The organism is Alicyclobacillus fodiniaquatilis, assembly GCF_042678105.1.
Taxonomy (GTDB): Bacteria; Bacillota; Bacilli; order Alicyclobacillales; family Alicyclobacillaceae; genus Alicyclobacillus; species Alicyclobacillus fodiniaquatilis.
In genome coordinates, this window is sequence record NZ_JBHUCX010000100.1 from 1 (window position 1) to 26,139 (window position 26,139).

A 26,139-nucleotide genomic window follows, 5' to 3' on the forward strand; every position below is an offset into this window, starting at 1 on the left:
GGCATGGTCAAGAATCACCACTTGGCAAAGAGCATCGTTGATGCGTCATGGAATCAACTCGTCACATTCACCGCGTACAAAGCGGAAGAAGCTGGTCGTGGTGTAGTGCTGGTTGATCCCAAGAACACAAGTCAACTTTGCTCAAACTGCGGTGAAATGGTACCGAAGAAGCTCTCCGAACGTACCCATCATTGCGAACACTGCGGATACGTTCAGGACAGAGATATCAACGCCGCAAAAAACATTTTGAAGCGTGCAATATAGCGTTACTGGTTGGCTTGGACTGAGCCTTCAGGACATAACGTAGGCGGGTTGCGCCATGCGTGTTCTGAGAAGCCCCTGCCTTTAGGCATGGGGAGTGGTCACCGCCATTAGTAAGTTGTATACAAAGCTGTTTCACGAGGATTTTTTGATCTATGAAAGAAGCATCAGTTTTTTCGGTAGCGAATGATGGCGATTAGACCGATTGCCAGCATCAAAATTTCAAATAAAGCTTGCATGATAAAGTAATTCCTCTCGGCGTACATTGGACTTTCTTTAAGAATACTGTCGATCTTTGTCGAATACCATGGATAAAGAGTGAAAGATGAACAATCTTTTTGGAAGACATTTTGTTTAATTAAAGAGGAGCCATTATCACTTGCCAAGAGCCACGCTTTTTAAAACCTAGGTAGTCTGCGCAGTCCAGATGGCAGTATCCGGATTCAATAAAATTTCGAGATTTGTCGAGTAGCATGAAGTTTGCAATCCTCAAACGACTCATTGCCCTCACCTTTATGGTGGGGGATTTTTTTGCGTATGAGGTCTTATAAGGACATTTTATTCGAATTTTCCGTGTTATGCTTGTGTGCAAGGGAGTGTGAACGAGCGTGATGAAAGATCAGCTTGATTACAAACGTTATGAAGCAAGGCCATGGGTCATTCATGCGGAAAATGACATCACAGACGAATCACATGGGGAAGGAGACCCCATTTTACTTGGCTTCAAGTTTATTGGATTGACTGACAAGCTTCAGTTTGTGGGAAATGGCTGCGATATTGTTTTTGGAGTAGACCAAGGCGTTGGAGGAATTACGATTAACGGTATATGTATCGATCACAACGGAGATACACGGGAAATGTGGATTTCTAGAGGAAATAGAAAAGCACTTGGGACAAGGGCATGAATTTGCTCCGCTACCTATGGGAAGCTTGGAAACACTGAGAGTGTCTCCCTTGCTTTAATGATAGGGATCACGATGAGCATATAAAATGCAATTTCAAAGGAGAGTCAAGCGTGGCTGGCTATGTCACAGAATTGCGCAAACAAATAGGGACTAAACCAATGATCAGCGCCTATGCTGGGGCAATTCTTGTAAATCACCGTAGACAAATACTGCTTCAACTTAGAGCGGATAATCATTGCTGGGGAATACCTGGTGGTTCAATGGAACTTGGGGAAAGTTTCGAAGAGACTGCAAGAAGAGAAGTATTTGAAGAAACGGGCCTCATTCTCGGCAAGCTGAGGCAGTTGTGCGATTTGGTTCTTGAACAGCCTCGGGAAGTATGGGAGGTTATGAACGGTAGTTTAAGAGGGGTTTAATCGTGCATATTGGGGTGGATCTAGACAATACAGTTCTTGATGCTACGGAATCTCATTTAAAATATTTTAATTTAGCGTCTGGGTTGTCATTCACACCAGATGATGTTAATGATTTTTATTTATATCGTTTATATGGGTGGGATAAGACAGAAAGAGATTCCATCTATAATCAATTTGGACGGGATATTCATTGGAACTCTGTACCATTTCCGATGGCGATAGAAACTTTAAAAGAATTATTTAAACATCACAAAATATCAATTATTACTTCTCGACCTTTATTCTTTCGTGATGTTACAGTTGATTGGCTTATTCACCATAAAATCAATTACCACAACATTGTGTTCACTGAGAACAAATTACAGGAGTGTATTGAGTCCAGCGTAGATGTGTTAATTGATGATGGTCCGCACTACGCAGAGCAGTTGGCCCTTGAAAATAGGCCTGTTATTTTATTTGAACAGCCATACAATAAGAACGTTCGTCACGACTTGATTTATCGAGCCTCAAATTGGCTTGAGGTCAAAAGGCATATTAAACACTTATCTAACTGAACTGGGACTGTAGTACAGAAGGTAATGTAACACCAGCTATCTGAGGTGTGCTTCAATTGATTTTTATATAATGATGGATTTTTTGGGAATGAATCAGGAGATGAAATAATTGAACATCATAGACCTCACGAATACCCCTGAGCTCATTCATCAGGTATGCGAGCTATTGGTCGATGCTTTCGAACAGCAGGTGAAGCTGCGCGGAGGGATTACGATCACGCTTGGAGCCGACGATGAATCTGACAGTACGACGTTTTCAGGTGTGGATCTGTACGCTGATCTGCCTGGTCATATGGCGAACTCCAAAGTATCGGGTGCGCATCCCGCTGAATTTTACAAAAAACGAGGATTCGTCATCACGGGAGTAGTTCCTGATGCAAATGGTATCGGCAAACCAGATATCCTGATGTCAAAGCGGGTGGCGCTGTCCACGTCCACAATGGTGTAAACTGGTATATGAATTGAAGTCCAGCCATGGTGGGGAATATCATTTTACTTGTTCTCCATTCATCCTGTGATAACCAATCACTAGCTTTTAGAAACAAAACTGTATGCAGTGGCGAATGCAAGAGGTTGATTTGTTTCTGAAAGGGGATTGCAAAATGGACGCTTTTTTGCGTCGTATCATTGACGAACTTACAGGAAACTTAAATGGGATAAAGGCGATTGTGTTGGGCGGATCGCGGCGAATGGAGAGGCAAGTTGATTTTTGGTCGGACACGGATTTGTCAGTCATACTGGAGCCGGACATGCGAGTGGATGAACACCAGTTTGTTCAGGCCATCAACCAGCTTGGCTTTATCATTGGCAGTGAACGATACAGCGAACAGGCGTCAATGCTTTATCGGACGGCGATTGAATTCCAGGACACCATCCACCTTTTGGATGCCACAATTTACACGTACAATGAGTGGGGATTGACGGGCATTTCGAAGAACCAATCAGCTGCAATTGTATATGGGCAGATAGAAATTGGCGAAAATCAGAAAACGGCGCCCGAGCTTGGCGCATTTGATTCATATGAGCAACAGATTCACCAAACTTGGTTCAAATATTTGATCACGATTAAAAAATTTGCTCGGAATGACAACCTCATAGGAATGCATCTACTACTGGATTTAATTCGAGAGTATCTAGTCATGGAAATGATTGAGCGGGACATGCGCAAAGGGACAAACATCCATCGGTTTGGTGAGGCGGAGCAGTTGCCAGAGATGATAAAGCTGTTTCGTGTAGATGAAGCGGATCAGGGAAAGATATTTGATTACATAGCGGGATTAGCCTATGAATACGATGAAAAATTAATGCGCAATATCAAGAATTACAGGAGCAGGTATGCGCAGATTGCTGAATATTTGCAGAAGACGAAGCAGCGCCTTCATCGAACAAACGGAACAAACGGCAGCAAAGAGCGAGGCTGTTGTCGTTGATGGTGGTTTGATCGTCGGGTTCGTTGTGCTACAATAATCACAACTTGAATAAGGAGGGTTTCCTTTTGGCTTTTTGGGCAGTATGTATCGTGAGAATCCGGTTCCAATCTTTGACCCATTAAAGTAAATATGGTCGAAGACTCTGCCCGTGTGCAGAGTAAATGGGATTGGTCTGCCTAATTACAGGAAACCTTCACGATTGTCGTGAAACAACAAGGGGGCGAGTCTTGCCCTCTTTTTTTGCGTTCTAAATTCCTGGCGAGTGAATTTTCTGTATATCCAGACGCTGTATATTGTTTCTGCGAGGTAAAAGTATGTCCTCTTCCGTTTACTGCACACGAGCAAGCGTTGCTTTTGTGCAGAAATGGAGGATGGTTATGGTTCAGCAGGACAAATCTCATCGTAAAGTTCGTAAAGTCAAGGAAGGGCCCAATTTTTCTGGTCAACACTTCCTGCATGATAAGCGAGTCATCCATGAATTGATGAAAGCCGCTAAAATCACATCAACGGATACTGTGCTCGACATCGGGGCTGGTAGAGGTGCAATATCATTTCCTTTGGCAGAGAGGGCAGGCAGGGTAATCGCGATTGAATATGATGAAAAATTGGCTGAATATCTATTGGAGAAATCGACAGTTTATCCTGGTCTGAAGGTCATTCAGCAAAATATCCTCGATTACCGACTTCCAAAGGAGCCTTTCTGTGTCGTTTCGAACATTCCGTATTCCATCACCACGTCCATTATGAAGAAATTGTTGAGCAACCCTCAAAACAAGCTGCAACGTGCCGCGTTGGTTTTGGAAAAAGGGGCAGCAAAGCGGTTTACTGCTAGTCCGATTATGGATCCCACGATTTTAGTGTGGAGAATGTGGTTCGATATTAAAGTTCTTTGCACGATTCCTCGCGATAAATTTTCACCGATTCCAAGGGTAGACGCTGCACTGCTACTAGCAACACGACGGGATACACCACTGGTACAACCACAACATCATAGGTTGTTTGCCGCACTAGCGACATATGCGCTGAGTTATCCCAGAGCGCCATTGATTGATGTATTCAGGGGTATTTTCACGCCTGGGCAAATGAAACACCTGCTAAGAAACATCGGTGCGCATCGGGAGCAGCCGGTGTATATGTTGACTGCAGCGCAATGGGGAAAAATTTTCAACACCATGTTGAAGTATGTCGATCGCGCACGATGGCCTAGGCTCAAAAAGTAGTAGCTTATAGAGCGATTTGTTGAACAATTCTCGCCATAAACCCGCTGGAAAACAGGTGGTTGCTTTCTTCGGAATTTCATTGTTGATACAATGAAGAATGACGTTTTTTGGCCCTTGCGAAAACATCTGGGGAGGATAATCATGCCCACTACAAAATCGCTTCAAGACATATCCTTTTCTATTCTGGACTTGGCCCCGATTGTCGTCGGCGCTACAGCGGCGGACGCATTGCACAATAGTTTAGATTTGGCGCAACATGCAGAGCAGTGGGGCTATCGGCGATATTGGGTTGCGGAGCACCACAGTATGCCAGGCATCGCCAGTTCGGCGACGTCTGTGGTCATCGGCTATATTGCTGGTGGGACTTCGAACATTCGCGTTGGATCCGGCGGCATCATGTTGCCCAACCATGCGCCACTGGTCATCGCGGAGCAGTTTGGGACACTGGAATCGCTGTATCCAGGGCGGATCGATCTCGGCTTAGGGCGCGCGCCTGGTACGGACCAGACGACAGCTCGCGCGTTGCGGCGCGGACCTGACCGGAATGGTGAGGATTTTCCAGAGCTCGTTGCGGAACTCTATTCCTTTTTCCACCCGCAACAAGCGCAACCGAAGCGGGCAGTGCGAGCGGTTCCTGGAGAAGGGCTGAACATCCCCATCTGGCTGTTGGGGTCAAGTGATTTCAGTGCGCGATTAGCAGGAGAGTGGGGTCTTCCATTCGGTTTTGCGAGCCACTTTGCGCCGAACTTTACGCTGCCAGCGCTTCAGCTTTATCGCAGCCATTTTCAGCCTTCCGAGCATTTGCAGGCGCCGCATGCGATGGTCGGTGTCAACGTGGTCGCGGCAGATACCGATGAAGAGGCCGTTAGGTTGGCCACTTCGATGCAACAACAATTTTTGAGTTTGTTGCGCGGTGTTCCCGGACAGTTGAAACCACCGGTGGAGGATATTGACGACTTGTGTACAGATTACGAGCGGGCGGCATTGGCAGAGCGTAGCCGATTCACGATTGTTGGCAGTCGTGACACCGTCGAGAATGGATTGCGGCGCTTCTTAGAGGAGACTGCGGCTGATGAGATGATTTTCAGTTCGCAGATCTACGACCATCAGGCGCGATTGCGCTCTTATGAGATATTGGCGGACATTTTCAATCAACGCTGACTATACTAGAATGTTAAAAATGCCATTGTAGCTGATCAAACCATCGAGGGCTCATCCGAATTCACATGGCCAGACATATGTATGTCATGACGCGTGTGAATGAGAATGGGCCATTTGTATTTGGGGAAGGCGTAGATAACCCATGGGAGACGGTCCAAAAGAGCGATCACTTTTGCATGCGATGTTAAATCAATTTAAAGAAACTTGGCCAACAGAGGTGGCCTTTGTAGCGTCAGCATCTACAGAAGATCAACTCGCTATTTTCTGGCATACTTCAAGTCATAGCGTGATTAAAAATCAGAAAATTCTCAGAGATCATTGACACACGTATCAATGATTGTATACTATCCTCATGTGTTATATCGAAATTAGACTTCTGAAAATTGAAACAGATGAGTAGTCGGTTTCCGACCGGTTCACCGGAGGTTCCGTAATGACAGTAGTCTTTGGACTGCCGCCAATACGGAACCTTTTTGCGTCGCTGTCGGATGAGCGGTGTCTTGACAGGCGGGGGAACGCAACAATCCAATCAAACAGATGAGGAAGATGTATCGTATGGGAATGAGGGCGCGCCATTTTGTGAAACCAACCGCTGCAGTATTGGCCATGATGCCGCTGCTTGCAGGCTGTAATGTGTCTCAGAGTTCTTCATCCACCAAAGCAAGCACGACGGATTATACAATTCGAATGTATGCTGGAGGATTTACACCCATCAAACCCACAAAGTTGAATCCGGACCCACCTACAGCATTGCAGACACTGGCCAAACAGTATGAGAAAATTCATCCGAATATTAAGATTAAGTTTGTGACGGAACCGCTCGCGCTTGGCACTACTTACAACGACTATGCTGGATGGTTGACGACACAAGGGGATGCGGGAACCGCCCCTGACATCGTTTGGGATCAATGGTTGCAGGTGAACGGCGGCTTCGTGCCGAAGGGATTTTTTACGAATTTGGCGCCGTATCTGAAGCAACCTGACCCGTATGTGTCCGGTAACAAGCATTGGGGTGATTTGTTCAATCCGGTGTTTCAGCAGGAACTCACAAATCAGGATGGGTCTATCCTGGCAATAGACGGTGACTACGTAGACGCTGCACTGGTGTACAATAAGTCCATTTTTAAGAAAGTGGGCATTAAAACGCTGCCCACCACATTTGCTGACTTGACGTCTGATCTCATGAAAATCAAGCAGGCAGGCTTTATTCCGTTGGCGTATGATCTGTCGGATCAAACGGGCACGAGTTGGTGGGAGCGCATGGCGGCAACGGAGTTTTTGCAGCCGGACATTGCGAAGTTCAATGTGGATCATCAAACGAGCACGTTGAGTCCGCTTGATTACGCGGTTGGGATTGAATGGGGTTATATTCAAATGACCAATCCGAGGTATGCTGAGGTTTGGAAACTGTTGAAACAGTTCTCGAACACATGGGACAGTGGGTCAACTCAAATAACCAATTCACCGCCAGCGGCTGGGAATTCGCTGGTTTCCTCCTTGCAATTGGTTGCTCAAGGGAAGGCAGCTGTGGCCTGGGCGGCATCGTCTTCCATTCCTTGGTTGAATAACAGTGGGTTCAGCAAAGTGTATGGTGTGCTGCCATTCCCAGTCATCACCAAGGCCACATCATCTTATTCAGCCAATCTGGATGTTCAGGCAGTGGTCGGTGGACCCAACGGAAACTTCCAATACTTTGTCCCTACGCAGAAAGCCAATCACACGCTAACACCTGATAAGTTGAAATGGGTCATCAATTGGTTGCAATTCATCGCCACGCCTCAAAATTCGGCAAAGGTGGTCGATCAGGTTGGCGGAACGGTACCGACCATGGTGGGGGCAAAAGCGACGAACAAGGACTTGCTCACGCTGATCCCGACCAAAAAAGTCCCACTGTCGGTTGGCTCGTTTAATCTCGACTTGGGTGCTCAGGCGACAGACGATTTAATTCGCTTGGTTCAAGCGTACATCACCAATCAACTTTCGTACGACGCCTTCGCATCGCAGTTTGACACAAAGCTGCAAAACGCGGCTGCTGCATGGGCAGCGCAAAATAATGTGGATTTGTCAAAGTATAAGACAAAATAGTCGGTGAGTGCAGTTGATGGGAGGGGAACGAGCATGACACAGAACACTCGGCCCAATATACTGTGGGTGATGACGGATGAGCAAAGAACGGATTCCTTGGGGTGCTATGGTAGCGCTTGGGCGCATACACCCTATTTAGATTCCATCGCGAAACGCGGGATTCTATTCGAATGTGCAATCACCCCGTCTCCAGTCTGCACGCCAGCCCGAACGTCCATTCTCTCTGGTCGTTATCCGAGCCAGAATGGCGTGTGGTGGAATCACAATGAAGAGGAATACATTGAATATCTCACCGACTATTTTCACCAGCAGGGATATCTGACAATGAGTGTCGGAAAACATCATTATGGTTCCAAGAATCAGGCTTTTACGACGGAAAGCAATCAGGTTTTGAGTGACCATGTGGATTACTTCTCGTACAGAGATAAATCCCTGAACTTGAGTGATTATGACCTGATACAGTATCCGCCAGAGCCCTATCCCTGGGTGTTCGGTGGGCGATTTCCAGGTCGCGAAGAGGAGACAGCTGAGTCGAGTGTGGTGGGTACAGCGTTGCACTGGATCGATCAATATGCCACAGGCGCAAGACAGCAACCATTTTTCATGCGGGTGTCGTTTAATGGTCCCCATACACCCGTTACAGTGCCAGCCGCTTTCCTCGATGCGGTGACTGAAGATGACATTCGGTATCCAGCGGAAGTAGAGCGCACGAGTGTCTCATCGCCAAGTTGGGTCAGTGATTCTCTTGCAAAATTTAGTCGATCCCGCCGGTTGACCGACGCCCAGATTCGCCGCGCTCGTTACTACTATTACAACTACGTCTCTTACATCGATGATCAAATTGGCAAGTTATTGCATGCATTAGACTCAAACGAACTCCTTGACCAGACAATCATCGTCTTTCTATCGGATCATGGCACGCATCTCGGGGATTATGGGTTGCTGCAAAAGCAAACATTTTTCCCGACGACGGTTCAGGTTCCGTTTATCGTCTCGTTCCCAAAATCCTGGGTCACCAATCAGCGAATCAAGACACCTGTCGCCATCCATTCCATTTTACCAACCTTGCTGGATTTCATAGGCTGCAAATACCCTGACGATACTGCGCCTAGTTTGTTACCTTCCTTGCTAGAAGGTTTGGAACCCGAAAGTGGCCCCGTCTTCAGTGAATTGACGCTCGGTTCATTTGGCATTCGCCACGCGGACAGACTCGTGATGGTCAGAGATGGCGACTGGAAGTTAACGCTTTGCTTAGATCCAGCGCCAGGCGATGGGGGATTGTATCACTTGCCAACGGATCCACATGAACTTGCGAATTTGTATCGTGATCCAGATTATCGTGATGTTGTTGCAATACTCACTGATAAAATTTTGCAACATGTGCATAAAGGCGAAACTGCCTGAACATCTCATCACAACTGGTTGCCGACTGGACCACCGGAGGCTCCGTAACGATACATTGGCTTGGCCAATGATGGTTAGGGAGCATTTTTTTGTGTCTTAGCGCTTGTGGGCAAACGCATCGATGGATGTTTGAAGAGAGGGAGATAGCGATGAATGATGCCGTCAACATGGTAGAGCACTCGCCTGAACTTACCGCCCACACGTCCGCCAAGAAACGCAGGCGGAAAGTAAATGTTGCGCCGTATTTGATGATCCTCCCCAGCTTGTTATTTGTGTTGATTTTTGCCTATTATCCTGCCGTCGATGGGCTGGTTATGAGCTTTTTCAATTGGGATGGATTCAACAGTCCAACTTTCATTGGCCTTCATAACTTTGTTGCGTATCTCACGAGTGGTCATGTCGGCGTGGAAGTTTTCCATTTGGCGGTGTTGACCGCTGGTGGGATGATTGTTTCTTTGTCAATGCCGCTTCTAGCCGCCGAACTCCTCTATAACCACCGAAGTAGACTCGGGCGATTGTACAAACCGTTGTTGGTTATTCCAATGGTGATTCCCCCAATTGTCACGTTTGAAATCTGGGGAAATATCTTCAATCCGCAATCTGGACTCCTGAACGATTTGTTGCGTACGGTGGGGCTATCGTCACTGACGAACACATGGCTTGCCAATCCTGTGATCGCGATTTACTGCCTGCTCTTTGTCGGATTCCCATGGGTCTCTAATCTGTATCTGCTCATTTATTTGGCCGGGCTGCAGAATATCCCCACTGATTTGTACGATGCTTTCGCATTGGATGGGAAATCGATCTGGAAGCGAATTCAAGCGATTGATATTCCCATGCTGATGGGGCAGATTCGCCTGGTTGCCATCTTTTCAATCATCGCCTCTATCCAACATTTCGTTGTGATCTTGGTTTTGACGCAGGGGGGACCAGGTTACGCCACGATGGTGCCTGGTGTCGATATGTACAATTCAGCGTTCTCCTACGATGAATACGGACTCGGAATGGCCATCGGGGCACTGATGTTTCTGGCGGTGCTCTTGCTCACTTTGTTGACTTTTCGCTTCCGAAAAAAGGATGGGATGGCATGACTCGCAGGTTTCAGTGGAGGAGCCACGGGGCGCTTTGGCTGCTCATTGTATTGACTTACTACCCACTTTTATTCGTAGTTTTGAATTCATTCAAAGACAATCAGGCGTTTACACTGCAACCGTTTGGGTTCCCTAAACAATGGCACATGGAAAACTATATCGCGGCTTGGAGCGGGATTTGGGTGTTTATCAAGAACACGCTCGGTGTCACAGTCGTCACCGTGATACTCGTTGTCGCGCTGAGTGCATTGACCGCTTACGCATTTTCCCGATTTTCGTTCGCAGGGAAACGTCTTTTGTACGGCATATTTTTGGGACTCCTGATGATTCCAGGCACGCTGACCATCATTCCTTTATTTATGGAGGTAAAGTCTCTAGGGATTCTAGATACAGAGTGGGCCCTCATCTTTCCTTATGTGGCAAACGGATTGGCCATCAGTATTTTTATTGTGCGCTCTTTCTTCGATGCGTTGCCAGAAGAGTTATTCGAGGCGGGGCGCATGGATGGCGCAAGCGAAATCTACTTGTTTTGGAAGGTTGCCGTTCCGTTGTCTTGGCCGATTTTGGGCGCCGTTGCGATTTTGCAGACGCTTCACGTCTGGGGAGACTATTTGTGGCCGGTTGTGGCGCTGGGCGCTCACGCCAAATTCACAATTTCTGCGGGAATCAATTACTATGCAGCGAGTTTTGGCGACGTAGAGAAAATTGGGCCCGTTTTTGCCAGTTACGTCATGGCCACTGTACCCGTCGTTGTACTGATTATTTTTACCATGCGGACTTATATTTCCGGCCTTACTTCTGGCGCCTTGAAAGCATAGAATGCGACCCACTGTAACATCAGGAAAACCCAAACTTCGAAATGGGGATTGACGCATGAAACCCAACCTGTTAGTCATCGTGACGGATCAACTGCGGTTTGACTGCATCGGTTTTGCGAACGCATACCCGGTGAAGACGCCAAATATCGATAGATTGTTTCGCAACGGCATGTCTTTTGAACATGCGTACACATCGATCCCGCTCTGTTGTCCTGCCCGCCAAACCTTGATGCATGGGCGGCGCAATGAAACATTTAACGCACTATGGAATTATGATTTGAGCTTGCCGACCAGCGCGCTACAGCCAGAGGCTTATGCCTGGCCAAGGGCGCTGCAAGCGGCGGGATATACAACAGGCTATGTAGGCAAGTGGCACGTTCACCCTACGTACACGCCGCTGGATTATGGGTACCATCACTACGTAGCGGATGATCAATATCATAGATACCTTCAAGATGAGGGAATATCCGTCGAATTTACGCAGGGATGGCTTGGGGAGGTCAATCCAATTGACCTGCCACACGCGCATACGCATTGGCTGGGGAAACAAGCCATCCGTTTGATTGGCAAGTACGCGAAAAAGCAGGCGCCATGGCATGTGCGGCTGGATTTCTACGAACCGCACCTACCTTGCAGACCCATACAACAATTCGCGGAGATGTACAAACCGGAGTCGATCCCCGAATGGGGAAGCTTCCGTGATGAGTTCTCAAACAAACCGTACATTCAAAGGCAGCAACTGCTGAATTGGAACATTGAACACTTTACGTGGGAAGATTGGGCGCCGATTGTAGCCCGCTATTACGCCATCATCAGCCAGGTCGATGATGCGATAGGCGACATTTTGGCATATCTTGAACGCAACCAGTTGATGGACAATACAGTGATTGTGTTTACTGCGGATCACGGGGATATGTCCGGAGGACACCGGATGATGGATAAACACTACATCATGTACGACGACGTCGTGCGTGTCCCGTTTGTCATACATTATCCAAGTGGTGGTTGGAAGGCAGGAATCCGGTCAGATTTCATATACAACACGCTTGACTTGCCACCAACCATTTTGGAGTTGCTGGGTATTGAAGTCCCTGAACACTTCACTGGCAAGTCACTTGTTCCGATGCTCAACGGAGACACGCCAAAAAATTGGAGGCAAGAAGTGGTTTCCACATATAATGGCCAGCAATTTGGTCTCTACACACAACGAATGATTCGGACGAAAAAGTGGAAGTACGTGTGGAATACGACTGACATTGACGAACTGTACGACATGGAACAGGATCCCAGTGAACTCGACAATTTGATTGATCGTGTCGATGCTAAAATCCTATCCGAATTGCGAACTCGATTATATGACATCCTTATCACAGAAGGTGATAGATTGCCGCAGAATGCGTGGATGAAGCATCAACTGGTGGGCGGGCACAAACTTTGAGCGATTTGAGTGGGGGCAACTCGTTGTCCACTTGCCCCCAGCCAACCGAATGCGAAGTCATTGCCCGTTACTCAGCATGCGCTTGCAACGCTTCCAGTCCTCGTAATACCGTCATATTGCGCCAGAGTGGGACGTCACTATCCACGACCAATGAAGATTGCGCCAACCGCGTCAGCGCGATTTCTCCTTCAAGACGAGCAAGTGGCGCGCCAAGGCAGAAATGGATCCCTGCCGCAAAGGACAGGTGGCGATTCGGTTTACGCGTGATATCGAATACATCTGGGTTGGCAAACACGGCAGGATCGCGATTGGCCGCTGCCAAAAGTAGATAGACGCTGTCGCCTCTGCTCAAAAGCACATCACCCATTTGAACCGTATCGGATACATAGCGCATTGTCCGTTGCACAGGCGGTTCGAAGCGCAAAATTTCTTCTACAGCTGACGTGGACCATTCAGGCTGCTCCCGCCATAATTCACGAGCGTCCGGATGGCGGTGGAGCGTCCAAAAACCATTGCCAATCAAATTGGTGGTGGTCTCATGGCCAGCAACCAACAGAATGATGCAACTGGACAACAATTCTTGTTCGTTCAGCCGCTCGCCGTCCTCTTCTGCGCGAATCAGGTTTGTCAAAATGTCTTCGCGAGGATGGCGGCGGTGGTCTGCGATGACGTCTTTGAGATATGCCGACAAATCCCGATAAGCCTCTGCGGCTTCCTGCAACACTTGCGGATCCGAAAGCGTAGCGTCAATCGAACGGGCGATGCGTAAAGACCAGGATTTGAACAAATCTCGATCCGCCACAGCGACCCCCAACATCTCGGCAATGACCATGACAGGCAGTGGCAAGGCAAACTCTGAAATCAAATCCACTTGTGATCCGCTCGTCAGCGGCTGTAGCAAATACTCGACTAGGTCGGTGATTCGCGGGCGGAGCGACTCGATGGCGATCGGGGTAAACGCTTTGTTCACAAGGGTACGCAAGCGGGTGTGCGCGGGCGGATCGCGAAACAACATCATACTGTTCATCCCCGCAAAGTATGTCTGCAACATCGGCGGGGGGGTGGGATGCGGGTTTGCCGCTGCCTCAGCTTGAGCTTGAGCAGGTTTCGCATTTTCCCACTCGCGGACAAATCGTCTATCACGCAGCGCGAGCGATACATCTTCATAGCGCGATAGGCACCAATCGGTATCCGATAAGCTGCGCTGCAGGAAATCTGCCGGCAATTTGAATAGTGGCGCTTGATTCAATAACGTGCGGTAAGTCGTGTAAGGATCTGCGAGAAAGGCCGGATCATACGGATTAAACAGACACACCTCAGACATATGAAACCTCCCATGGAAGTGATTTACTGCGAGAATCATATCACCGGGGATGAGTGCAGACAAGATAATCACCTCAGTCGAAACTTTTCATCACCGGGGCGCAAAGGCCCTTGTACTTAGGCGATATGAATACATTTGGTCGATCACGGCGACTGCTGGTTTGCAGCTTTGGCTGTTTCGCGCAGATTTGCGAGAATGGGGTAGGTCAAATAGCGATCTAACGCATAATTTGCCGCGCCTAGAGCCCCACCGAAGGTATTCAAAACCGTTGTTTTGACGAATGTAGATGTGGCGAGCGGTTTCATACCCCGCTGGTGCATCACTTTTGTGGATGTATTCACAAAGTGAGGGCATTCCTTGGGAATGACGCCGCCTAAGATAATGACCTCAGGGTTAATGACATTCACCAGATTGGCCATGGCGATGCCGAGATATGAGGCGATTTTTTCAACAGCCTCTTTTGCCACGGAATCGCCTTCATTGGCTGCTTTGCAGACATCAAGTGGTTTTAATAGACTTAAATCAAATGAAGCATCCGAATTTAAGCGAGAAGCGGCGCCTTCGAATAGAAGACGTCTTGTTTCCTGTACTAAAGCAGGGCCTGATGCAATCATTTGCAGACAACCGCGATTCCCACAAGGGCAAATGGGTCCATTTGGTTCAATGGTCATATGCCCAATTTCACCTGCGCCTCCATTAAACCCTGTAATTAATTGACGATTTAAATAGAGTCCGCCTGCCAATCCGTTACCGACGCCGATATAAAGAATTTCGTTGTGATTTCTGCCGGCCCCATATCTGCATTCAGCAAGCCCACGGGCGCGATACCGGTTTAAAACGACCGCCTGCCAACCCAGATGTTTCTCCACTCGTTTGCCAATTTCGACGTGTTTCCAACCTAAATCAGCTGCACTTTGCACAATTCCATTTTCGGAATCAACGAGTCCTGGAGAGCCGATCCCGATGAATGGGATGGGAGTTATGTCTAAATCCTTAATAAAGGTGTGGAGGGAATTTAATAAAGTTTGAATTGTGATTTCAGGAGATGAATCCTCAACATAAACTTGCATGGAATGGATTCTGTTGCCACATAAATCAAATGCGCCGATGGTCCAAACTTGATCATCCAAATCCGCGCCGATAATCGCACACGTATGGGGTGCCAGTTCAAGGGAGATCGCTGGTCTTCCACCTCTAGATTCCATCTTTTCCGTCTCAATGATCCATCCATCATCTATAAAACTGGTAATCGCCTCAGATATGGTGGCGCGACTCAATTTGGTGATTTCTGATAGCACTGCGCGGGAAATCGGCCCTCGGATGCGCAGTGTCTGAAGAATGATGGATTTTGTGCCTTTTTGGTCTTTGCTTGTTCCGGATATTGGGCTCACCATCTTTTCACTCTGTTTTCACTCAGGACATCCATAATCCAATATTTAATCATAATTAATGCAAAATCATAAATCAACAGAATGCGCCAATAGATAACTTTGTTCGTATATTGACATAAGTGGATCGGAGTATTATCTTTGAATCAACTGATTATGAGTATTTTAAAATTCTGTTTAATTCATTGTTGATCGCACTGCATGTCAGGTGGACGGCAAGCGGGATCGTGGTTGAGTATCAACGAATTGGGGGAAGTGTGTATCATGTCTAATTTATCTTTTTCTGTGTTCACCAAGCCGTGGAAGACACAGCGTGTTTCAGACTTGGGGAAATGGCTCAGCCAATTGGGCTTTGACGGAATCGAGTTCCCGCTGCGAGAAGGATATCAGCTCGAACCTGATCAAGCCGAAAAGGGGCTGCCTAAGTTAGCAAGTGAATTTGCAGAATTCGGCTTGAAAATATTCAGCGTCGCCAGCGTCACGGATGAACGAGTATTTGCAGGGTGCGCCATGGCGGGTGTGCCTGTCATTCGTATCATGCCGGTGATAGATCCTGACAAGGGATATCTGGCATCTGAAAAAGAGGCGCAGCAACAGTTGGAAAGTTTATTGCCGCTCGCAGAAAAATACGGTGTGAAAATTGGCGTTCAGCAACACTATGGCAACAATGTCGTCGATTCGATGGGGCTTTTGCATTTGCTGGAATCGTTTGATCCGAAATATGTCGGCGCGATTTGGGACTCCGCGCATGATGCCTTGGCAGGTCAGCAGCCGGAATATGGACTTGATATTGTCTGGTCGAAACTCTGCATGGTCAATTTGAAAAATGCGTATTATCGCCGCGTGAATGGCCCAGAGGCGCAATTGGCAGAGTGGCAACGCCATTTCACCACTGGGCCCAATGGACTTTCTTCCTGGCCGCGTGTCGCGGCGTATCTAAAGAAACGGAAATATGAAGGCGTCATCTGTTTGACAGCTGAATATACGGCCGAACAAGAGGTGGATCGTCTCATCCAACAAGACATTCAGTATGCAAGGTCACTATTTCAAAACAAGGGGGAGTAGCAGCATGGCGGCATTGAATCAAGTGAAGGTCGCGATGATTGGGGCGGGCCACATGGCCAATACGGTTCACTACCCGTCCCTGGCCTCTTTTGAGGATGTTCAATTTGTCGGTATCTGTGATGTAAATACTGAACCGCTGCAGAAGACAGCGGATAAATATGGGATTGAAAATCGCTATACGGATTTTAAGCAGATGTTGAATGAAGTCAAACCGGATGCTGTCTATGCAATTGGTCAGCCGCACATCTTCTTTGATATTTGGATGTGGTGTCTTGAACAGGGATTCAATTTATGCATTGAGAAGCCGATGGGCCTCACCTTTCATCAAGCTCAAGCACTTGCCTATATGGCAGAAAAACAAGGCTGCATCACGCAAGTCAGCTTTCAACGACGCAGTTCACCGATGGTGACGCAGCTCAGGGAAGAATGCTTGAAACGGGGCGCCATTACACATGCGGTTTGCCGGTTTTACAAATCAGAGATCAAGCCTTTTTTAGGTGCTCGTGACCGCATGATGGACGATACGGTGCACTCCATCGATACGCTGCGTTGGATCTGCGGTGGAGAGGTAATCAAAATTGAGAGTGTGACAAAGCGCGTTCAGGTGCCGGATATCAACTACATTTCCGCAACGCTGCACTTTGATAACGGTTCAACAGGGTATCTCATCAACAGCTGGTCAAGCGGCAGGCGGATTTTCTCGGTGGAGATGCATGCACCCAACATTGCGGTGGAGGCAGAGCATGAGCATAAAGGATACTTGTACGCCGATGGGGATGTGTTGGGGATTGAGTATGATGTGCGACAAATGACGGGGAGTGACGAATTGTACGTCTATGGCGGTTTCCAAAGTAAAAACCGCGAATTTATCGACGCCGTAAAGGAGGGCAAGCAACCGCAATCGAATTTTGCCGACGCGCTTAAAACCATGGAAGTGGCTGAAAAAATTCTGGCCCAAGCGATTCTGGAAGGACGATAACCGGGAAGAAGCAGTTTTGCCGTCATAGAGGACATCATTGTCGAAAAGGGTGAATCTATTGCTCAAGTCAATTCCCAGTATCATTTCGCCAGAGTTGATGAAATGTCTCATGGAAATGGGGCATGGCGATGAAATTGTGTTGGCGGACGGAAACTTTCCGGCGACTGCTTATGCCAACCGTTTGATCAGATACGATGGGCACAACATCCTGCCATTGTTGGATGCGATCATGCGTTATTTTCCATTGGATCAATCTGTCCCAAGCGCAGCAATCGTCATGGCGCTGGCTCAGGATGAGCGGGCGCCTGACAATTGGGAAGAATATCATCGCATTTTGCGAGCGCAGGAAACTTCTTTTGCAAATTTTAACTATCTGGATCGGTTTGGATTTTATGAAAGAGCGCAAAAAGCTTTTGTCATTGTGGCCACAAGCGATCGGGCGTTTAAGGGGAATCTGATTTTGAAAAAGGGCGTGGTTCGAGAAGCTTAGGAGTGGTACGTACATTGAGTCCTGTTACCATGCCCAAGTGCGGCAAAGGGGGAATCAACTTGAATACAGACCTAGCGATAGCCAAACAGACGCAGGTATCTAAAAAAGTGAAAACGCGTGGACCCCTGAAAAAAATCAAGCGGCACTGGCAGTTGTACTTGGTCATCGCGTTGCCGTTCGCTTTTCTGGTGACCTTTAACTACATTCCCATGACGGGCGCCCAAATTGCCTTTCGCAATTACAATCCTGTGCAAGGCATTTGGCACAGCCCATGGATTGGGATGCAGGAATTCTCTTTTTTCTATCATTCTCCTTATTTCTGGCCGGTGATTCGCAATACCTTGACCATCAGCATCTATTCACTGCTGGTCGGCACACCGGCCGCAGTCATTCTGGCACTGGCGCTCAATGAGGTCAAACACGAGCGGTTCAAACGCACGGTGCAGATGTTTACGTATGCGCCATATTTTATTTCGACCGTTGTCATGGTCGGGATGATGGAAATCATCTTGTCGCCTTCGGCTGGTGTTTTGGGGCAGATTGCGCATTTGTTTGGCATCCAAAATGTTCCGAATGTTTTGGGAAGTTCCAAGGCATTTCCCTCCCTCTACGTCTGGTCCGGTGTCTGGCAAGAAACAGGTTATGGCGCAGTGATTTACCTGGCGGCGCTATCAAACGTCAATCCGGAACTTTATGAAGCGGCAAAAATTGATGGTGCGTCCCGGATGCAAAAGATCTGGCATATCGATCTCACCGCGATCCGTCCGACGATTATCATTCTCTTTATCCTCGCCGTAGGCGGGATTTTGGGCGTGGGGTTTGAAAAAGCCTTCTTGCTGCAAAATTCACTGAATCTAGGTGCTTCTGAAATCATCTCTACCTACACCTACAAAATGGGGTTGGTCGATGCGAACTTCAGTTTTGCGGCGGCGGTCGGGCTGATGAATTCGGTGATTGGGTTCGTACTTATCTTGATTGTCAACTTTGTCGCAAGAAGAGTGTCAGAGACCAGTCTGTTTTAAGGAGAGGGGAAACAAATGAAAACATCGGTTGCAGTGCGGGAATCGACGGGAGACCGGATCTTCTTGACGGCTGTGTATGTTTTCTTGAGCATCATTCTGATCATTGTTGCCTACCCACTCGTCTATGTGTTTAGTTCGTCATTTAGCTCTGCCTCGGCCGTGATAGCGGGGAAGGTGTGGCTGTGGCCAGTGAAGCCGACGTTGTATGGATATCAGGCGGTGTTTCGCTATCCAGAGGTGTGGACAGGGTATCTCAACTCGTTGATTTATACGGTCGGGGCAACCATTTTGAGCGTCGCGTTGACCATCATGATGGCGTACCCGTTGTCGAAAAAGGATTTTTACGGACGCAGATTCTTCGTTTGGGCATTGCTGTTTGCCATGATGTTCAGTGGTGGGTTGATTCCGTTTTATCTGTTGGTCAAATCGCTGGGACTGTTGAACACACGGTTGTCGATGATCATCCCTTCCGCCTTGAGCGTATTTTCCGTGATTGTGGCGAAGACATTTTTTCAGTCGACGATATCAGAGGATTTATACGAAGCGGCAGAACTGGATGGCTGCAGTGACATCGGTTTTCTGTTGCGTATTGTGTTGCCGCTGTCGAAGCCGATTATCGCAGTGTTGGTGCTGTGGTCAGTGGTGGCAAATTGGAATTCCTACTTTAATGCGTTGATCTTCTTAAATTCACAGAGTCTCTATCCCCTACAGTTGGTTTTGCGAGAGGTCTTGATTTTGAACAATGTGTCTATGAGTTCGATGACGCTGTCGCCGGAGCAGTTGAAGATGTTTGAGGACATGAAGACGTTGCTGCAGTATTCACTCATTGTGGTCGCCAGCGTTCCGGTGTTGTTCATGTACCCGCTCGCCCAAAAGTACTTTGTCAAGGGGGTGATGATTGGCTCGGTGAAAGAGTGAGCGCCAGCATCCATCCAGCATGTGTGTAGATTCTGATTGTCGAAGATAGGATGATTTTAGATAATATAGGGGGATAATCCATTATGAAATCAAGACGTTTCAAAAGGAATGTTTTGTCGATTGGTACAGTCGCTGTCCTTGGATTCAGTGTCACTGCCTGTAGTAATGATACATCGTCCTCCAATTCTTCAGCGAACACGTCGTCGGGATCTAACGTCATCTCTATGTTTGCCTCGCCGCCAACGGATATTATCAATTTGAAAACGAATTGGTTTACTAAGTACGTAGAGAAAAAATTCAACATGCAAATTAACTGGGTGCAAGTTCCAAATAGTGATGTAACGACCAAACAGTCGTTGTTGTTGTCGAGCGGCGACTATCCAGATGTATTTTGGAATGGATCATTCTCTAACGCCGACATCTTAAAATATGCGCAGCAGGGGATCCTTGTGCCTTTGAACAGCTTGATCAAGCAGTACGCCCCCAATCTTCAAAAAGCCATCCAGACAGTTCCTGGCCTAAAACAGGATGTGACTGCGCCGGACGGAAATATCTATGCCATTCCAAGCTATAACTACTGTTTTCACTGTTTCTGGTCGAGTGGAATGTGGATCGACACAAGTTTACTCAAAAAATACGGACTCCAGATGCCGACAACAACCCAGGAATTTACGCACGTACTGCAAGTTTTCAAACAACATGGCTTGATTCCACTAACTGGGGCGACGGACGGTTATTATAGCAATCCAATCACATTTTTGATGAATGCTTTTATCTATGACGATGGGACTGACTATTTTGATATCAACAATGGGAAAGTGGTTTTTGCGCCGATTCAAGCACAATGGAAGCAAGGATTAGAATACATCCACAGTCTGTACACACAAGGCTTACTGGATCATCAAGCTTTGAGTCAAAATATGGACACGGCAAAGCGTGAAATCGCTCAAGGTAAAGTCGCCGTGGTACCTGATGGCGGATCAAACTCATTTATTGACAATATCGCAGACCCCAAGAGCGGTTTTTTGAATTGGTTGGCGGTCCCCGCGTTAAAAGGGCCTAGTGGCGTTCAATATGCAGCCTTCTCTGGAAACAACCCAGGCAACCCAACATTCGCCATCACGAACAAGGCGACGAAAGACCAAGAAATCAAGATGATGAAATTGCTGAATTTTATTTGGACACCAACTGGGACACAAATCGCGGATTTCGGACCGGAAGGAAAGTATTGGACAAAGGCGAAAAAGGGACAATTGGGCTTTACGGGCAAGCAAGCGCTGTTCAACACAAATTGGAGTACATTTTATGCTGGAAATTCACAACAAAACTCCGGTTGGGACCAAATGGGACCCTTTTATCAGTCTGAAGCGTGGCGTAACGGGGCAGTCGCAATTCCGCCATTCACACCAGATGGTTCCGGGAACCAAACACTTCTCCAATTGGAGACAGAGCAGAATTATGCAGGACATCAGCCGAAGTATGTGTATCCAGGTGATGTTTGGATACCGACAAATGCGCTTCAACAATATTCGATGGAACAAACGAATATCGATAATTTCGTCAGTCAATGGATGAGCGAGTTCATTGATGGATCGAAATCTATCGACAAAGATTGGAACCAATATGTCCAAGGAGTTGAAAATCTCGGATTAGCTCAATATATTAAAACTTCTCAAAGTGCAATGGGGCAACCTTTTGACACGAGTTCTTTTACAGCCGACCCTGGAGCCGTCAAGTTCCTGTCATCGTTGAAATCCAACAGCACGAAATAATGTCCTTTTATACTTAAATTGAGGTGACGTTGATGGAGCAACCGCTTGTTTTGCATACAAGAAGTCAGATACTGCAACAAGATGAAAGGGGCTGGAATTTTTGGCAGCAAGTTCATGAAGCGCAGTCGAGGAACGCCGACGAGACGTCCCTTATCATCTGTGATATGTGGGATAAGCATTGGTCCAAGGGCGCATCGGAACGCGTTGATGCGATGGTTGAGCGTGTAAACGAAGTGGTGAAAACAGCTAGAGCTCGCGGCGTTCAGATTATTCACTCGCCTTCCGATACGATGGATTTTTACGCAGGTACACCTGCACGCAACCGCGTGCAGGAAGCGCCAAACTGTGCGTTGCCGAACATTGCAGAGGAAAGAGCGCACATTCCTTTGCCCATCGATGATTCGGATGGGGGTTCTGACACAAATGAGACTGAGCCCGCTTGGGTATGGACGCGCCAACATGAAAAGATTGAGATCGACCAAACCTGTGATGGGATATCTGACGACGGTCACGAGATTTACAATTTCTTGGAACAGAAAGGGATTCACAACATCCTGATTTTGGGCGTGCACACGAACATGTGCATACTTGAGCGATCATTTGGTATCAAACAAATGACTCGATGGGGCAAAAAAGTGTTGTTGGTTCGCGATTTGACTGATGCGATGTACAATCCAGCGATGCCGCCCTACGTGAGTCATGAAAAGGGCACTGATTTGGTTATCGGTTATATCGAGAAATTTTGGTGCCCGACGTGCTTGAGCACAGATATATTGCCTGCGAGTGAAATCTCTTGAAAAAGGAGGTGGATATACGATGGAAAAGCGGAAACTCGGTTCTTCGGATCTAGATGTAAGCGTATTGGGTATGGGCTGTTGGCAGTACGGTGGAGGGGACTATTGGGGTGAGCAGAGCCAGAAAGATGTCAACAACATCGTGCATCAAGCGCTGGATGTCGGCATCAACTATTTTGACACCGCTGAAGTCTACAACAATGGGGAAAGTGAGAAGTCCTTGGGGAACGCATTGAAAGGAAAGCGGGAGATGGCGGTTATTGGCAGCAAAATTACGCCGGCCAATTTACATCCATCCGTTTTGCGAAAACACTGTGAAGATAGTCTGGCAAGATTGCAAACCGATTATATCGATGTCTACATGGTGCACTGGCCGGTGGAACCGCATGCTATCGAGCATTTTACCAATGATGTATCCCTTATCTCCAATCCCACAACATTGCAAGAGGCTTTCGATGGCTTGGCTGCATTACAGCAAGAAGGGAAAATTCGTCATATTGGCATCAGCAATCACGGCGTCGAGCAGATGAAAGCAGTGCAAGCAACAGGCGTTCCTTTTGTTGTCAATGAACTTGCCTATAATCTGCTTTCTAGGGCGATTGAAGCGCACATACTTCCGTACTGCATTGAAAACGAAATTGGCGTTATCGGATATATGCCGTTACAACAAGGGCTATTGACCGGTAACTATACTTCTTTGGAAGCAGTTAAACCGATGCAGGCGAGATCGAGGCATTTTCATTTTAGCCGCGGCACCGGATCCAGACATGGTGAAACCGGAGCGGAGGAAGAGATTGAAATTGCACTGAAGGAAATCCAAATACTTGCCAATGAACTGGGCGTTGACATGATAACCCTTTCATTAGCATGGGCAATCGCTAGAAAGGGAATGACCACTGCCATCGTAGGATGCCGAAATGAAAAGCAACTTGCGCAAAATATCCAAGGCGCACTTTATCATCTAGAAAATGAAGCGATTGAAAAACTAAATCAAATCACGGATTCTGTCAAAGCGAAGCTGGGGGATAACCCTGATTACTATGAAAATAGAAACAACAGCAGAATCCGTTAAAGCCAAGTTTAAGTATGGAATTTCGAGTTGGGAGTATCGCTCCTCCTGATGTCTCAGAACGTGTTTTAAATGAGCGGTGGTACGGAGGAGGACGTAGTTATGACAAATCTTATCAATAACCACGACTTCAGAATGGCAGAGAATGATACGCCATTGAACTGGGGGATTTGTGCGCCACGTGAGGTTACGAAACCAGCTTTTCATTGGAAAGAAGGAGAACTCGGCGTATCCGGAACCGGGAATGTTTATAATTTCGGTTATTGGCAGCAGGAAATACCCGTAAAACCAGGTTGGTATCGGTTCACTACGCGTTTTACGACAAGTGATATCGACGATATTCCCCTGCAAGTGCTCAACATGATTCTGTGGAAGCGGCCTGGTCACGCGCCAAGGCAGTGCCCACAAGACATCATCACTGGATTCGCGCGTTCTGGCGGGCAGATTGAAGCATCAGAGGTATTTCAGGCTCCGCCAGATGTGGTATCGGCGGAAATTCAATTGGGGTGTCGGTTCGTCTCGCGTGGGAACATCGTGTGGCATTCTGCAAAATTAGAACCCTGCGATCCTGTGGCGCCAAGGCAAGCCCGTGTGACGGCAGTTCGTTGGGGAGAGGGCAATCTCCGCACACCGGAAGAATGCTTCGGCGATTTGGCGCGCCTGTTGGATCAAAGCGGGGCAGTTGGAAGTGATCTTGTGTTGCTTCCAGAGATGTGTAATCGTGTTGGGGAAGTTCGAGCCGTTCGGTCTGCAGAAGAAATCGCAGAGCCAATCCCTGGAGGACCAACAGTAAAATTGTTGCAAGAAAAAGCCAAACAGCATCATATGTATGTCGTGGCAGGATTGATTGAAGCAGATGGAGATACGCTTTTCAATACGGCGGTGTTGATTGGCAGGAATGGCGAGTTAGAAGGGCGGTATCGCAAGGTGCACCCATACTGGCCAGAAGAAATGTTTGATGGCATTATGCCCGGAGATAGCCTGCCGGTTTTTGATCTCGATTTTGGCCGCATCGGGGTGATGGTTTGCTATGATAGTTGGTTTCCAGAAAGCGCGCGGCTGCTAGGCCTTCAAGGCGCAGAGATGATCTTGTTCCCGGCTGCGGGATATGAACCCTTGATTTTGCCCGCACGGGCGATTGACAATCGAGCATACGTCGTTGCGTCTGCTTTGGGCGGAAAGGCGATGATTTTAAACACTGTGGGCCATACTTTGGCAGAAACCGACGAAGGGCTCATTACCGCTTCGATAGATTTGAGCTACAGACCGACGCCGCACACAAACGCTGGAGGCGGACTCAACGCCTCTCCTGGTGGAAGGCGTGTGATGCGCCACGCCTTATCGGGACGCATTTACGAAGATATTCAAAAAGAAGTCTGCAAATTGCCATTACCTGCAGACCAGTTTCGCTGGTTTAAGTGAGCGTGTATTGTAATTGCAAAATCAGAATCGCGGTAGAATCCAATAAATCTTGAAGAAGTCATCAAGTTGCAAAGGCCTGCATCGGAATCGAGCCGTTGCAGGTCTTTCTCAGAAGTGGTTGCTCATCTTTGTCAATTCATACTCGATTTCAAGAATACATTCCATAAGATGCGAATCGATAGATGTGTACTGATGACCACAAGAGAACCTGCACCTGTCAAAAATCCCTGGCAAGTTCAAACAATTGCTCAGAAAGGGACTGCAATTCTTCAATGCTGGTCATCACTTGTTGAATGGAAGCGACTTGTGTTTCAATGGACTGTGCATTATCTGCGACATGTTTTTCGACGTCTTGTGCCGATGACTTCATTTCGCTCAACCGGGATTCAATCTGGCCCACGGCTGTTTTCGTATTGTCCGCAAGTTTGCGTATTTCCTGTGCAACGACAGAAAAACCACGCCCATCTTCACCCGCACGCGCTGCTTCGATAGACGCATTGAGTCCTAAAATTTTTGTTTGTCGAGATACGTCTTGGATGAACTCGATAATCGTTGCCGTCTGCTCCGTTTGCTCGCTGGATCGTTGCGCGCTTCGCAAAATGGTCTCGTGGGATTCGGAAATTTTCTGTGTTTCGTCTGTGACATTTTCTACGCTGGCGGAAATTTGCTTGAAATTTTCGACGATGTGTTCCGCTACATTCGCGATGGTATTTTGTTTGTCCAAACTTGCAGCCATCCCAACCACGCCAATCGCGTTTCCAGCTTCATCAAGGATGGGAATCGCCGTTGAGCGAAAGGGGACGCCAACGACTTCTGCTGGGACAAGACCCACATATTCTTGCTTCTCATGAACGGCTTCATAGAGACCATCCCCTGGCTGCAGCTTATAACCGACATGACCGACGTGAATGGTCTTGCCATCCTTGAAATAGACAATCTCTGATGTATTGGCGATGGCCAAAGTCACGTCCTGGTTCTGTAACAGACTGTTTAGAATGGGAGCGACTTGAAGCAGGCACGCTAGATTGTTCAACCGGATCTTCCTCTCTATCGCGACTTCTCAATTGAAGTTGAACGTGGAATAAGTATATACCATTTTGTAAGGGTAAATCT

Annotated in this window: 26 protein-coding genes; 23 read left to right on the plus strand and 3 right to left on the minus strand. The window is 47.6% G+C overall.

Going from position 1 to position 26,139, the window contains the following annotated elements; translation table 11 throughout:
* The 14 genes from ACFSB2_RS25630 to ACFSB2_RS25695 form a co-directional block, all read left to right on the plus strand.
* The coding region (locus ACFSB2_RS25630; RefSeq protein WP_377946027.1) for an RNA-guided endonuclease InsQ/TnpB family protein at positions 1–264 on the plus strand (264 nt) is incomplete at its 5' end.
* 605 nt (positions 265–869) lie between these two features.
* Positions 870–1,166 carry a hypothetical protein gene (locus ACFSB2_RS25635; RefSeq protein ID WP_377946028.1) on the plus strand — a complete coding sequence of 99 codons (297 nt, stop codon included), beginning with the start codon at positions 870–872 and terminating at the stop codon, positions 1,164–1,166.
* A gap of 110 nt (positions 1,167–1,276) precedes the next feature.
* The gene (locus ACFSB2_RS25640; RefSeq protein ID WP_377946030.1) at positions 1,277–1,582 is read left to right on the plus strand and encodes an NUDIX domain-containing protein; all 306 of its coding nucleotides are present in this window, start codon (positions 1,277–1,279) and stop codon (positions 1,580–1,582) included.
* Positions 1,583–1,584: 2 nt separating this feature from the next.
* Positions 1,585–2,136 carry a 5' nucleotidase, NT5C type gene (locus tag ACFSB2_RS25645; RefSeq protein WP_377946032.1) on the plus strand — a complete coding sequence of 184 codons (552 nt, stop codon included), beginning with the start codon at positions 1,585–1,587 and terminating at the stop codon, positions 2,134–2,136.
* 109 nt (positions 2,137–2,245) lie between these two features.
* On the plus strand, positions 2,246–2,584 hold the full coding sequence (locus ACFSB2_RS25650; protein WP_377946033.1) for a hypothetical protein: 339 nt from the start codon (positions 2,246–2,248) through the stop codon (positions 2,582–2,584).
* A gap of 154 nt (positions 2,585–2,738) precedes the next feature.
* Entirely contained in the window at positions 2,739–3,566 is an 828-nt protein-coding gene (locus ACFSB2_RS25655) for a hypothetical protein (protein ID WP_377946034.1), read from the plus strand.
* A 377-nt stretch (positions 3,567–3,943) separates the two neighbouring features.
* Positions 3,944–4,786, plus strand: a complete 843-nt coding sequence (erm, locus tag ACFSB2_RS25660) for a 23S ribosomal RNA methyltransferase Erm (protein WP_377946035.1) — start codon at positions 3,944–3,946, stop codon at positions 4,784–4,786.
* 141 nt (positions 4,787–4,927) lie between these two features.
* Entirely contained in the window at positions 4,928–5,947 is a 1,020-nt protein-coding gene (locus ACFSB2_RS25665; protein ID WP_377946036.1) for an LLM class flavin-dependent oxidoreductase, read from the plus strand.
* Between the two features lie 142 nt (positions 5,948–6,089).
* On the plus strand, positions 6,090–6,269 hold the full coding sequence (locus ACFSB2_RS25670; protein ID WP_377946037.1) for a hypothetical protein: 180 nt from the start codon (positions 6,090–6,092) through the stop codon (positions 6,267–6,269).
* Between the two features lie 233 nt (positions 6,270–6,502).
* Positions 6,503–8,032, plus strand: a complete 1,530-nt coding sequence (locus ACFSB2_RS25675) for an ABC transporter substrate-binding protein (RefSeq protein WP_377946038.1) — start codon at positions 6,503–6,505, stop codon at positions 8,030–8,032.
* A gap of 33 nt (positions 8,033–8,065) precedes the next feature.
* Positions 8,066–9,436 carry a sulfatase family protein gene (locus tag ACFSB2_RS25680; RefSeq protein ID WP_377946039.1) on the plus strand — a complete coding sequence of 457 codons (1,371 nt, stop codon included), beginning with the start codon at positions 8,066–8,068 and terminating at the stop codon, positions 9,434–9,436.
* Between the two features lie 149 nt (positions 9,437–9,585).
* Entirely contained in the window at positions 9,586–10,527 is a 942-nt protein-coding gene (locus ACFSB2_RS25685; protein WP_377946040.1) for a carbohydrate ABC transporter permease, read from the plus strand.
* Complete coding sequence (locus ACFSB2_RS25690; RefSeq protein WP_377946042.1) at positions 10,524–11,345, plus strand: carbohydrate ABC transporter permease; 822 nt, start codon at positions 10,524–10,526, stop codon at positions 11,343–11,345. Before ACFSB2_RS25685 ends, ACFSB2_RS25690 begins: the two co-directional genes overlap by 4 nt.
* Positions 11,346–11,400: 55 nt before the next feature.
* The gene (locus ACFSB2_RS25695; RefSeq protein ID WP_377946043.1) at positions 11,401–12,783 is read left to right on the plus strand and encodes a sulfatase-like hydrolase/transferase; all 1,383 of its coding nucleotides are present in this window, start codon (positions 11,401–11,403) and stop codon (positions 12,781–12,783) included.
* A 67-nt stretch (positions 12,784–12,850) separates the two neighbouring features.
* On the opposite strand, the gene ACFSB2_RS25700 is transcribed toward ACFSB2_RS25695, so the two are convergent.
* Together ACFSB2_RS25700 and ACFSB2_RS25705 are read right to left on the minus strand one after the other, a co-directional pair.
* The gene (locus tag ACFSB2_RS25700; RefSeq protein ID WP_377946044.1) at positions 12,851–14,107 is read right to left on the minus strand and encodes a cytochrome P450; all 1,257 of its coding nucleotides are present in this window, start codon (positions 14,105–14,107) and stop codon (positions 12,851–12,853) included.
* Positions 14,108–14,250: 143 nt separating this feature from the next.
* The gene (locus ACFSB2_RS25705; protein WP_377946045.1) at positions 14,251–15,498 is read right to left on the minus strand and encodes an ROK family transcriptional regulator; all 1,248 of its coding nucleotides are present in this window, start codon (positions 15,496–15,498) and stop codon (positions 14,251–14,253) included.
* 261 nt (positions 15,499–15,759) lie between these two features.
* Between ACFSB2_RS25705 and ACFSB2_RS25710 the strand changes: the two genes are divergently transcribed.
* The 9 genes from ACFSB2_RS25710 (at position 15,760) to ACFSB2_RS25750 (ending at position 25,026) form a co-directional block, all read left to right on the plus strand.
* Positions 15,760–16,560 (plus strand): sugar phosphate isomerase/epimerase family protein, encoded by an 801-nt coding sequence (locus tag ACFSB2_RS25710; RefSeq protein ID WP_377946046.1) that lies wholly within the window; start codon positions 15,760–15,762, stop codon positions 16,558–16,560.
* Between the two features lie 4 nt (positions 16,561–16,564).
* On the plus strand, positions 16,565–17,539 hold the full coding sequence (locus tag ACFSB2_RS25715) for a Gfo/Idh/MocA family protein (protein WP_377946048.1): 975 nt from the start codon (positions 16,565–16,567) through the stop codon (positions 17,537–17,539).
* A 58-nt stretch (positions 17,540–17,597) separates the two neighbouring features.
* On the plus strand, positions 17,598–18,029 hold the full coding sequence (locus tag ACFSB2_RS25720; RefSeq protein WP_377946127.1) for an RbsD/FucU family protein: 432 nt from the start codon (positions 17,598–17,600) through the stop codon (positions 18,027–18,029).
* A gap of 59 nt (positions 18,030–18,088) precedes the next feature.
* Complete coding sequence (locus tag ACFSB2_RS25725) at positions 18,089–19,051, plus strand: ABC transporter permease (RefSeq protein WP_377946049.1); 963 nt, start codon at positions 18,089–18,091, stop codon at positions 19,049–19,051.
* A 15-nt stretch (positions 19,052–19,066) separates the two neighbouring features.
* Complete coding sequence (locus tag ACFSB2_RS25730) at positions 19,067–19,969, plus strand: carbohydrate ABC transporter permease (RefSeq protein ID WP_377946050.1); 903 nt, start codon at positions 19,067–19,069, stop codon at positions 19,967–19,969.
* Between the two features lie 83 nt (positions 19,970–20,052).
* Entirely contained in the window at positions 20,053–21,741 is a 1,689-nt protein-coding gene (locus ACFSB2_RS25735; RefSeq protein WP_377946051.1) for a type 2 periplasmic-binding domain-containing protein, read from the plus strand.
* A gap of 32 nt (positions 21,742–21,773) precedes the next feature.
* Positions 21,774–22,538 carry a cysteine hydrolase family protein gene (locus ACFSB2_RS25740; protein WP_377946053.1) on the plus strand — a complete coding sequence of 255 codons (765 nt, stop codon included), beginning with the start codon at positions 21,774–21,776 and terminating at the stop codon, positions 22,536–22,538.
* Positions 22,539–22,557: 19 nt separating this feature from the next.
* Positions 22,558–23,607 carry an aldo/keto reductase gene (locus tag ACFSB2_RS25745; protein WP_377946054.1) on the plus strand — a complete coding sequence of 350 codons (1,050 nt, stop codon included), beginning with the start codon at positions 22,558–22,560 and terminating at the stop codon, positions 23,605–23,607.
* A 99-nt stretch (positions 23,608–23,706) separates the two neighbouring features.
* Positions 23,707–25,026, plus strand: a complete 1,320-nt coding sequence (locus ACFSB2_RS25750; RefSeq protein WP_377946055.1) for a carbon-nitrogen hydrolase family protein — start codon at positions 23,707–23,709, stop codon at positions 25,024–25,026.
* A gap of 217 nt (positions 25,027–25,243) precedes the next feature.
* Here the strand turns inward: ACFSB2_RS25750 and ACFSB2_RS25755 are convergent, their stop codons facing one another.
* Complete coding sequence (locus ACFSB2_RS25755; protein WP_377946056.1) at positions 25,244–26,059, minus strand: methyl-accepting chemotaxis protein; 816 nt, start codon at positions 26,057–26,059, stop codon at positions 25,244–25,246.
* Between the last annotated feature and the right edge of the window lie 80 nt (positions 26,060–26,139).

Coding starts and splice junctions, on each gene's coding strand:
- ACFSB2_RS25655 (WP_377946034.1), top strand. CDS start 2,739: ATGGACGCTTTTTTGCGTCGTATCATTGACGAACTTACAGGAAACTTA.
- erm (WP_377946035.1), top strand. CDS start 3,944: ATGGTTCAGCAGGACAAATCTCATCGTAAAGTTCGTAAAGTCAAGGAA.
- ACFSB2_RS25665 (WP_377946036.1), top strand. CDS start 4,928: ATGCCCACTACAAAATCGCTTCAAGACATATCCTTTTCTATTCTGGAC.
- ACFSB2_RS25670 (WP_377946037.1), top strand. CDS start 6,090: ATGGGAGACGGTCCAAAAGAGCGATCACTTTTGCATGCGATGTTAAAT.
- ACFSB2_RS25675 (WP_377946038.1), top strand. CDS start 6,503: ATGGGAATGAGGGCGCGCCATTTTGTGAAACCAACCGCTGCAGTATTG.
- ACFSB2_RS25680 (WP_377946039.1), top strand. CDS start 8,066: ATGACACAGAACACTCGGCCCAATATACTGTGGGTGATGACGGATGAG.
- ACFSB2_RS25685 (WP_377946040.1), top strand. CDS start 9,586: ATGAATGATGCCGTCAACATGGTAGAGCACTCGCCTGAACTTACCGCC.
- ACFSB2_RS25690 (WP_377946042.1), top strand. CDS start 10,524: ATGACTCGCAGGTTTCAGTGGAGGAGCCACGGGGCGCTTTGGCTGCTC.
- ACFSB2_RS25695 (WP_377946043.1), top strand. CDS start 11,401: ATGAAACCCAACCTGTTAGTCATCGTGACGGATCAACTGCGGTTTGAC.
- ACFSB2_RS25700 (WP_377946044.1), bottom strand. CDS start 14,107: ATGTCTGAGGTGTGTCTGTTTAATCCGTATGATCCGGCCTTTCTCGCA.
- ACFSB2_RS25710 (WP_377946046.1), top strand. CDS start 15,760: ATGTCTAATTTATCTTTTTCTGTGTTCACCAAGCCGTGGAAGACACAG.
- ACFSB2_RS25715 (WP_377946048.1), top strand. CDS start 16,565: ATGGCGGCATTGAATCAAGTGAAGGTCGCGATGATTGGGGCGGGCCAC.
- ACFSB2_RS25730 (WP_377946050.1), top strand. CDS start 19,067: ATGAAAACATCGGTTGCAGTGCGGGAATCGACGGGAGACCGGATCTTC.
- ACFSB2_RS25735 (WP_377946051.1), top strand. CDS start 20,053: ATGAAATCAAGACGTTTCAAAAGGAATGTTTTGTCGATTGGTACAGTC.
- ACFSB2_RS25740 (WP_377946053.1), top strand. CDS start 21,774: ATGGAGCAACCGCTTGTTTTGCATACAAGAAGTCAGATACTGCAACAA.
- ACFSB2_RS25745 (WP_377946054.1), top strand. CDS start 22,558: ATGGAAAAGCGGAAACTCGGTTCTTCGGATCTAGATGTAAGCGTATTG.
- ACFSB2_RS25750 (WP_377946055.1), top strand. CDS start 23,707: ATGACAAATCTTATCAATAACCACGACTTCAGAATGGCAGAGAATGAT.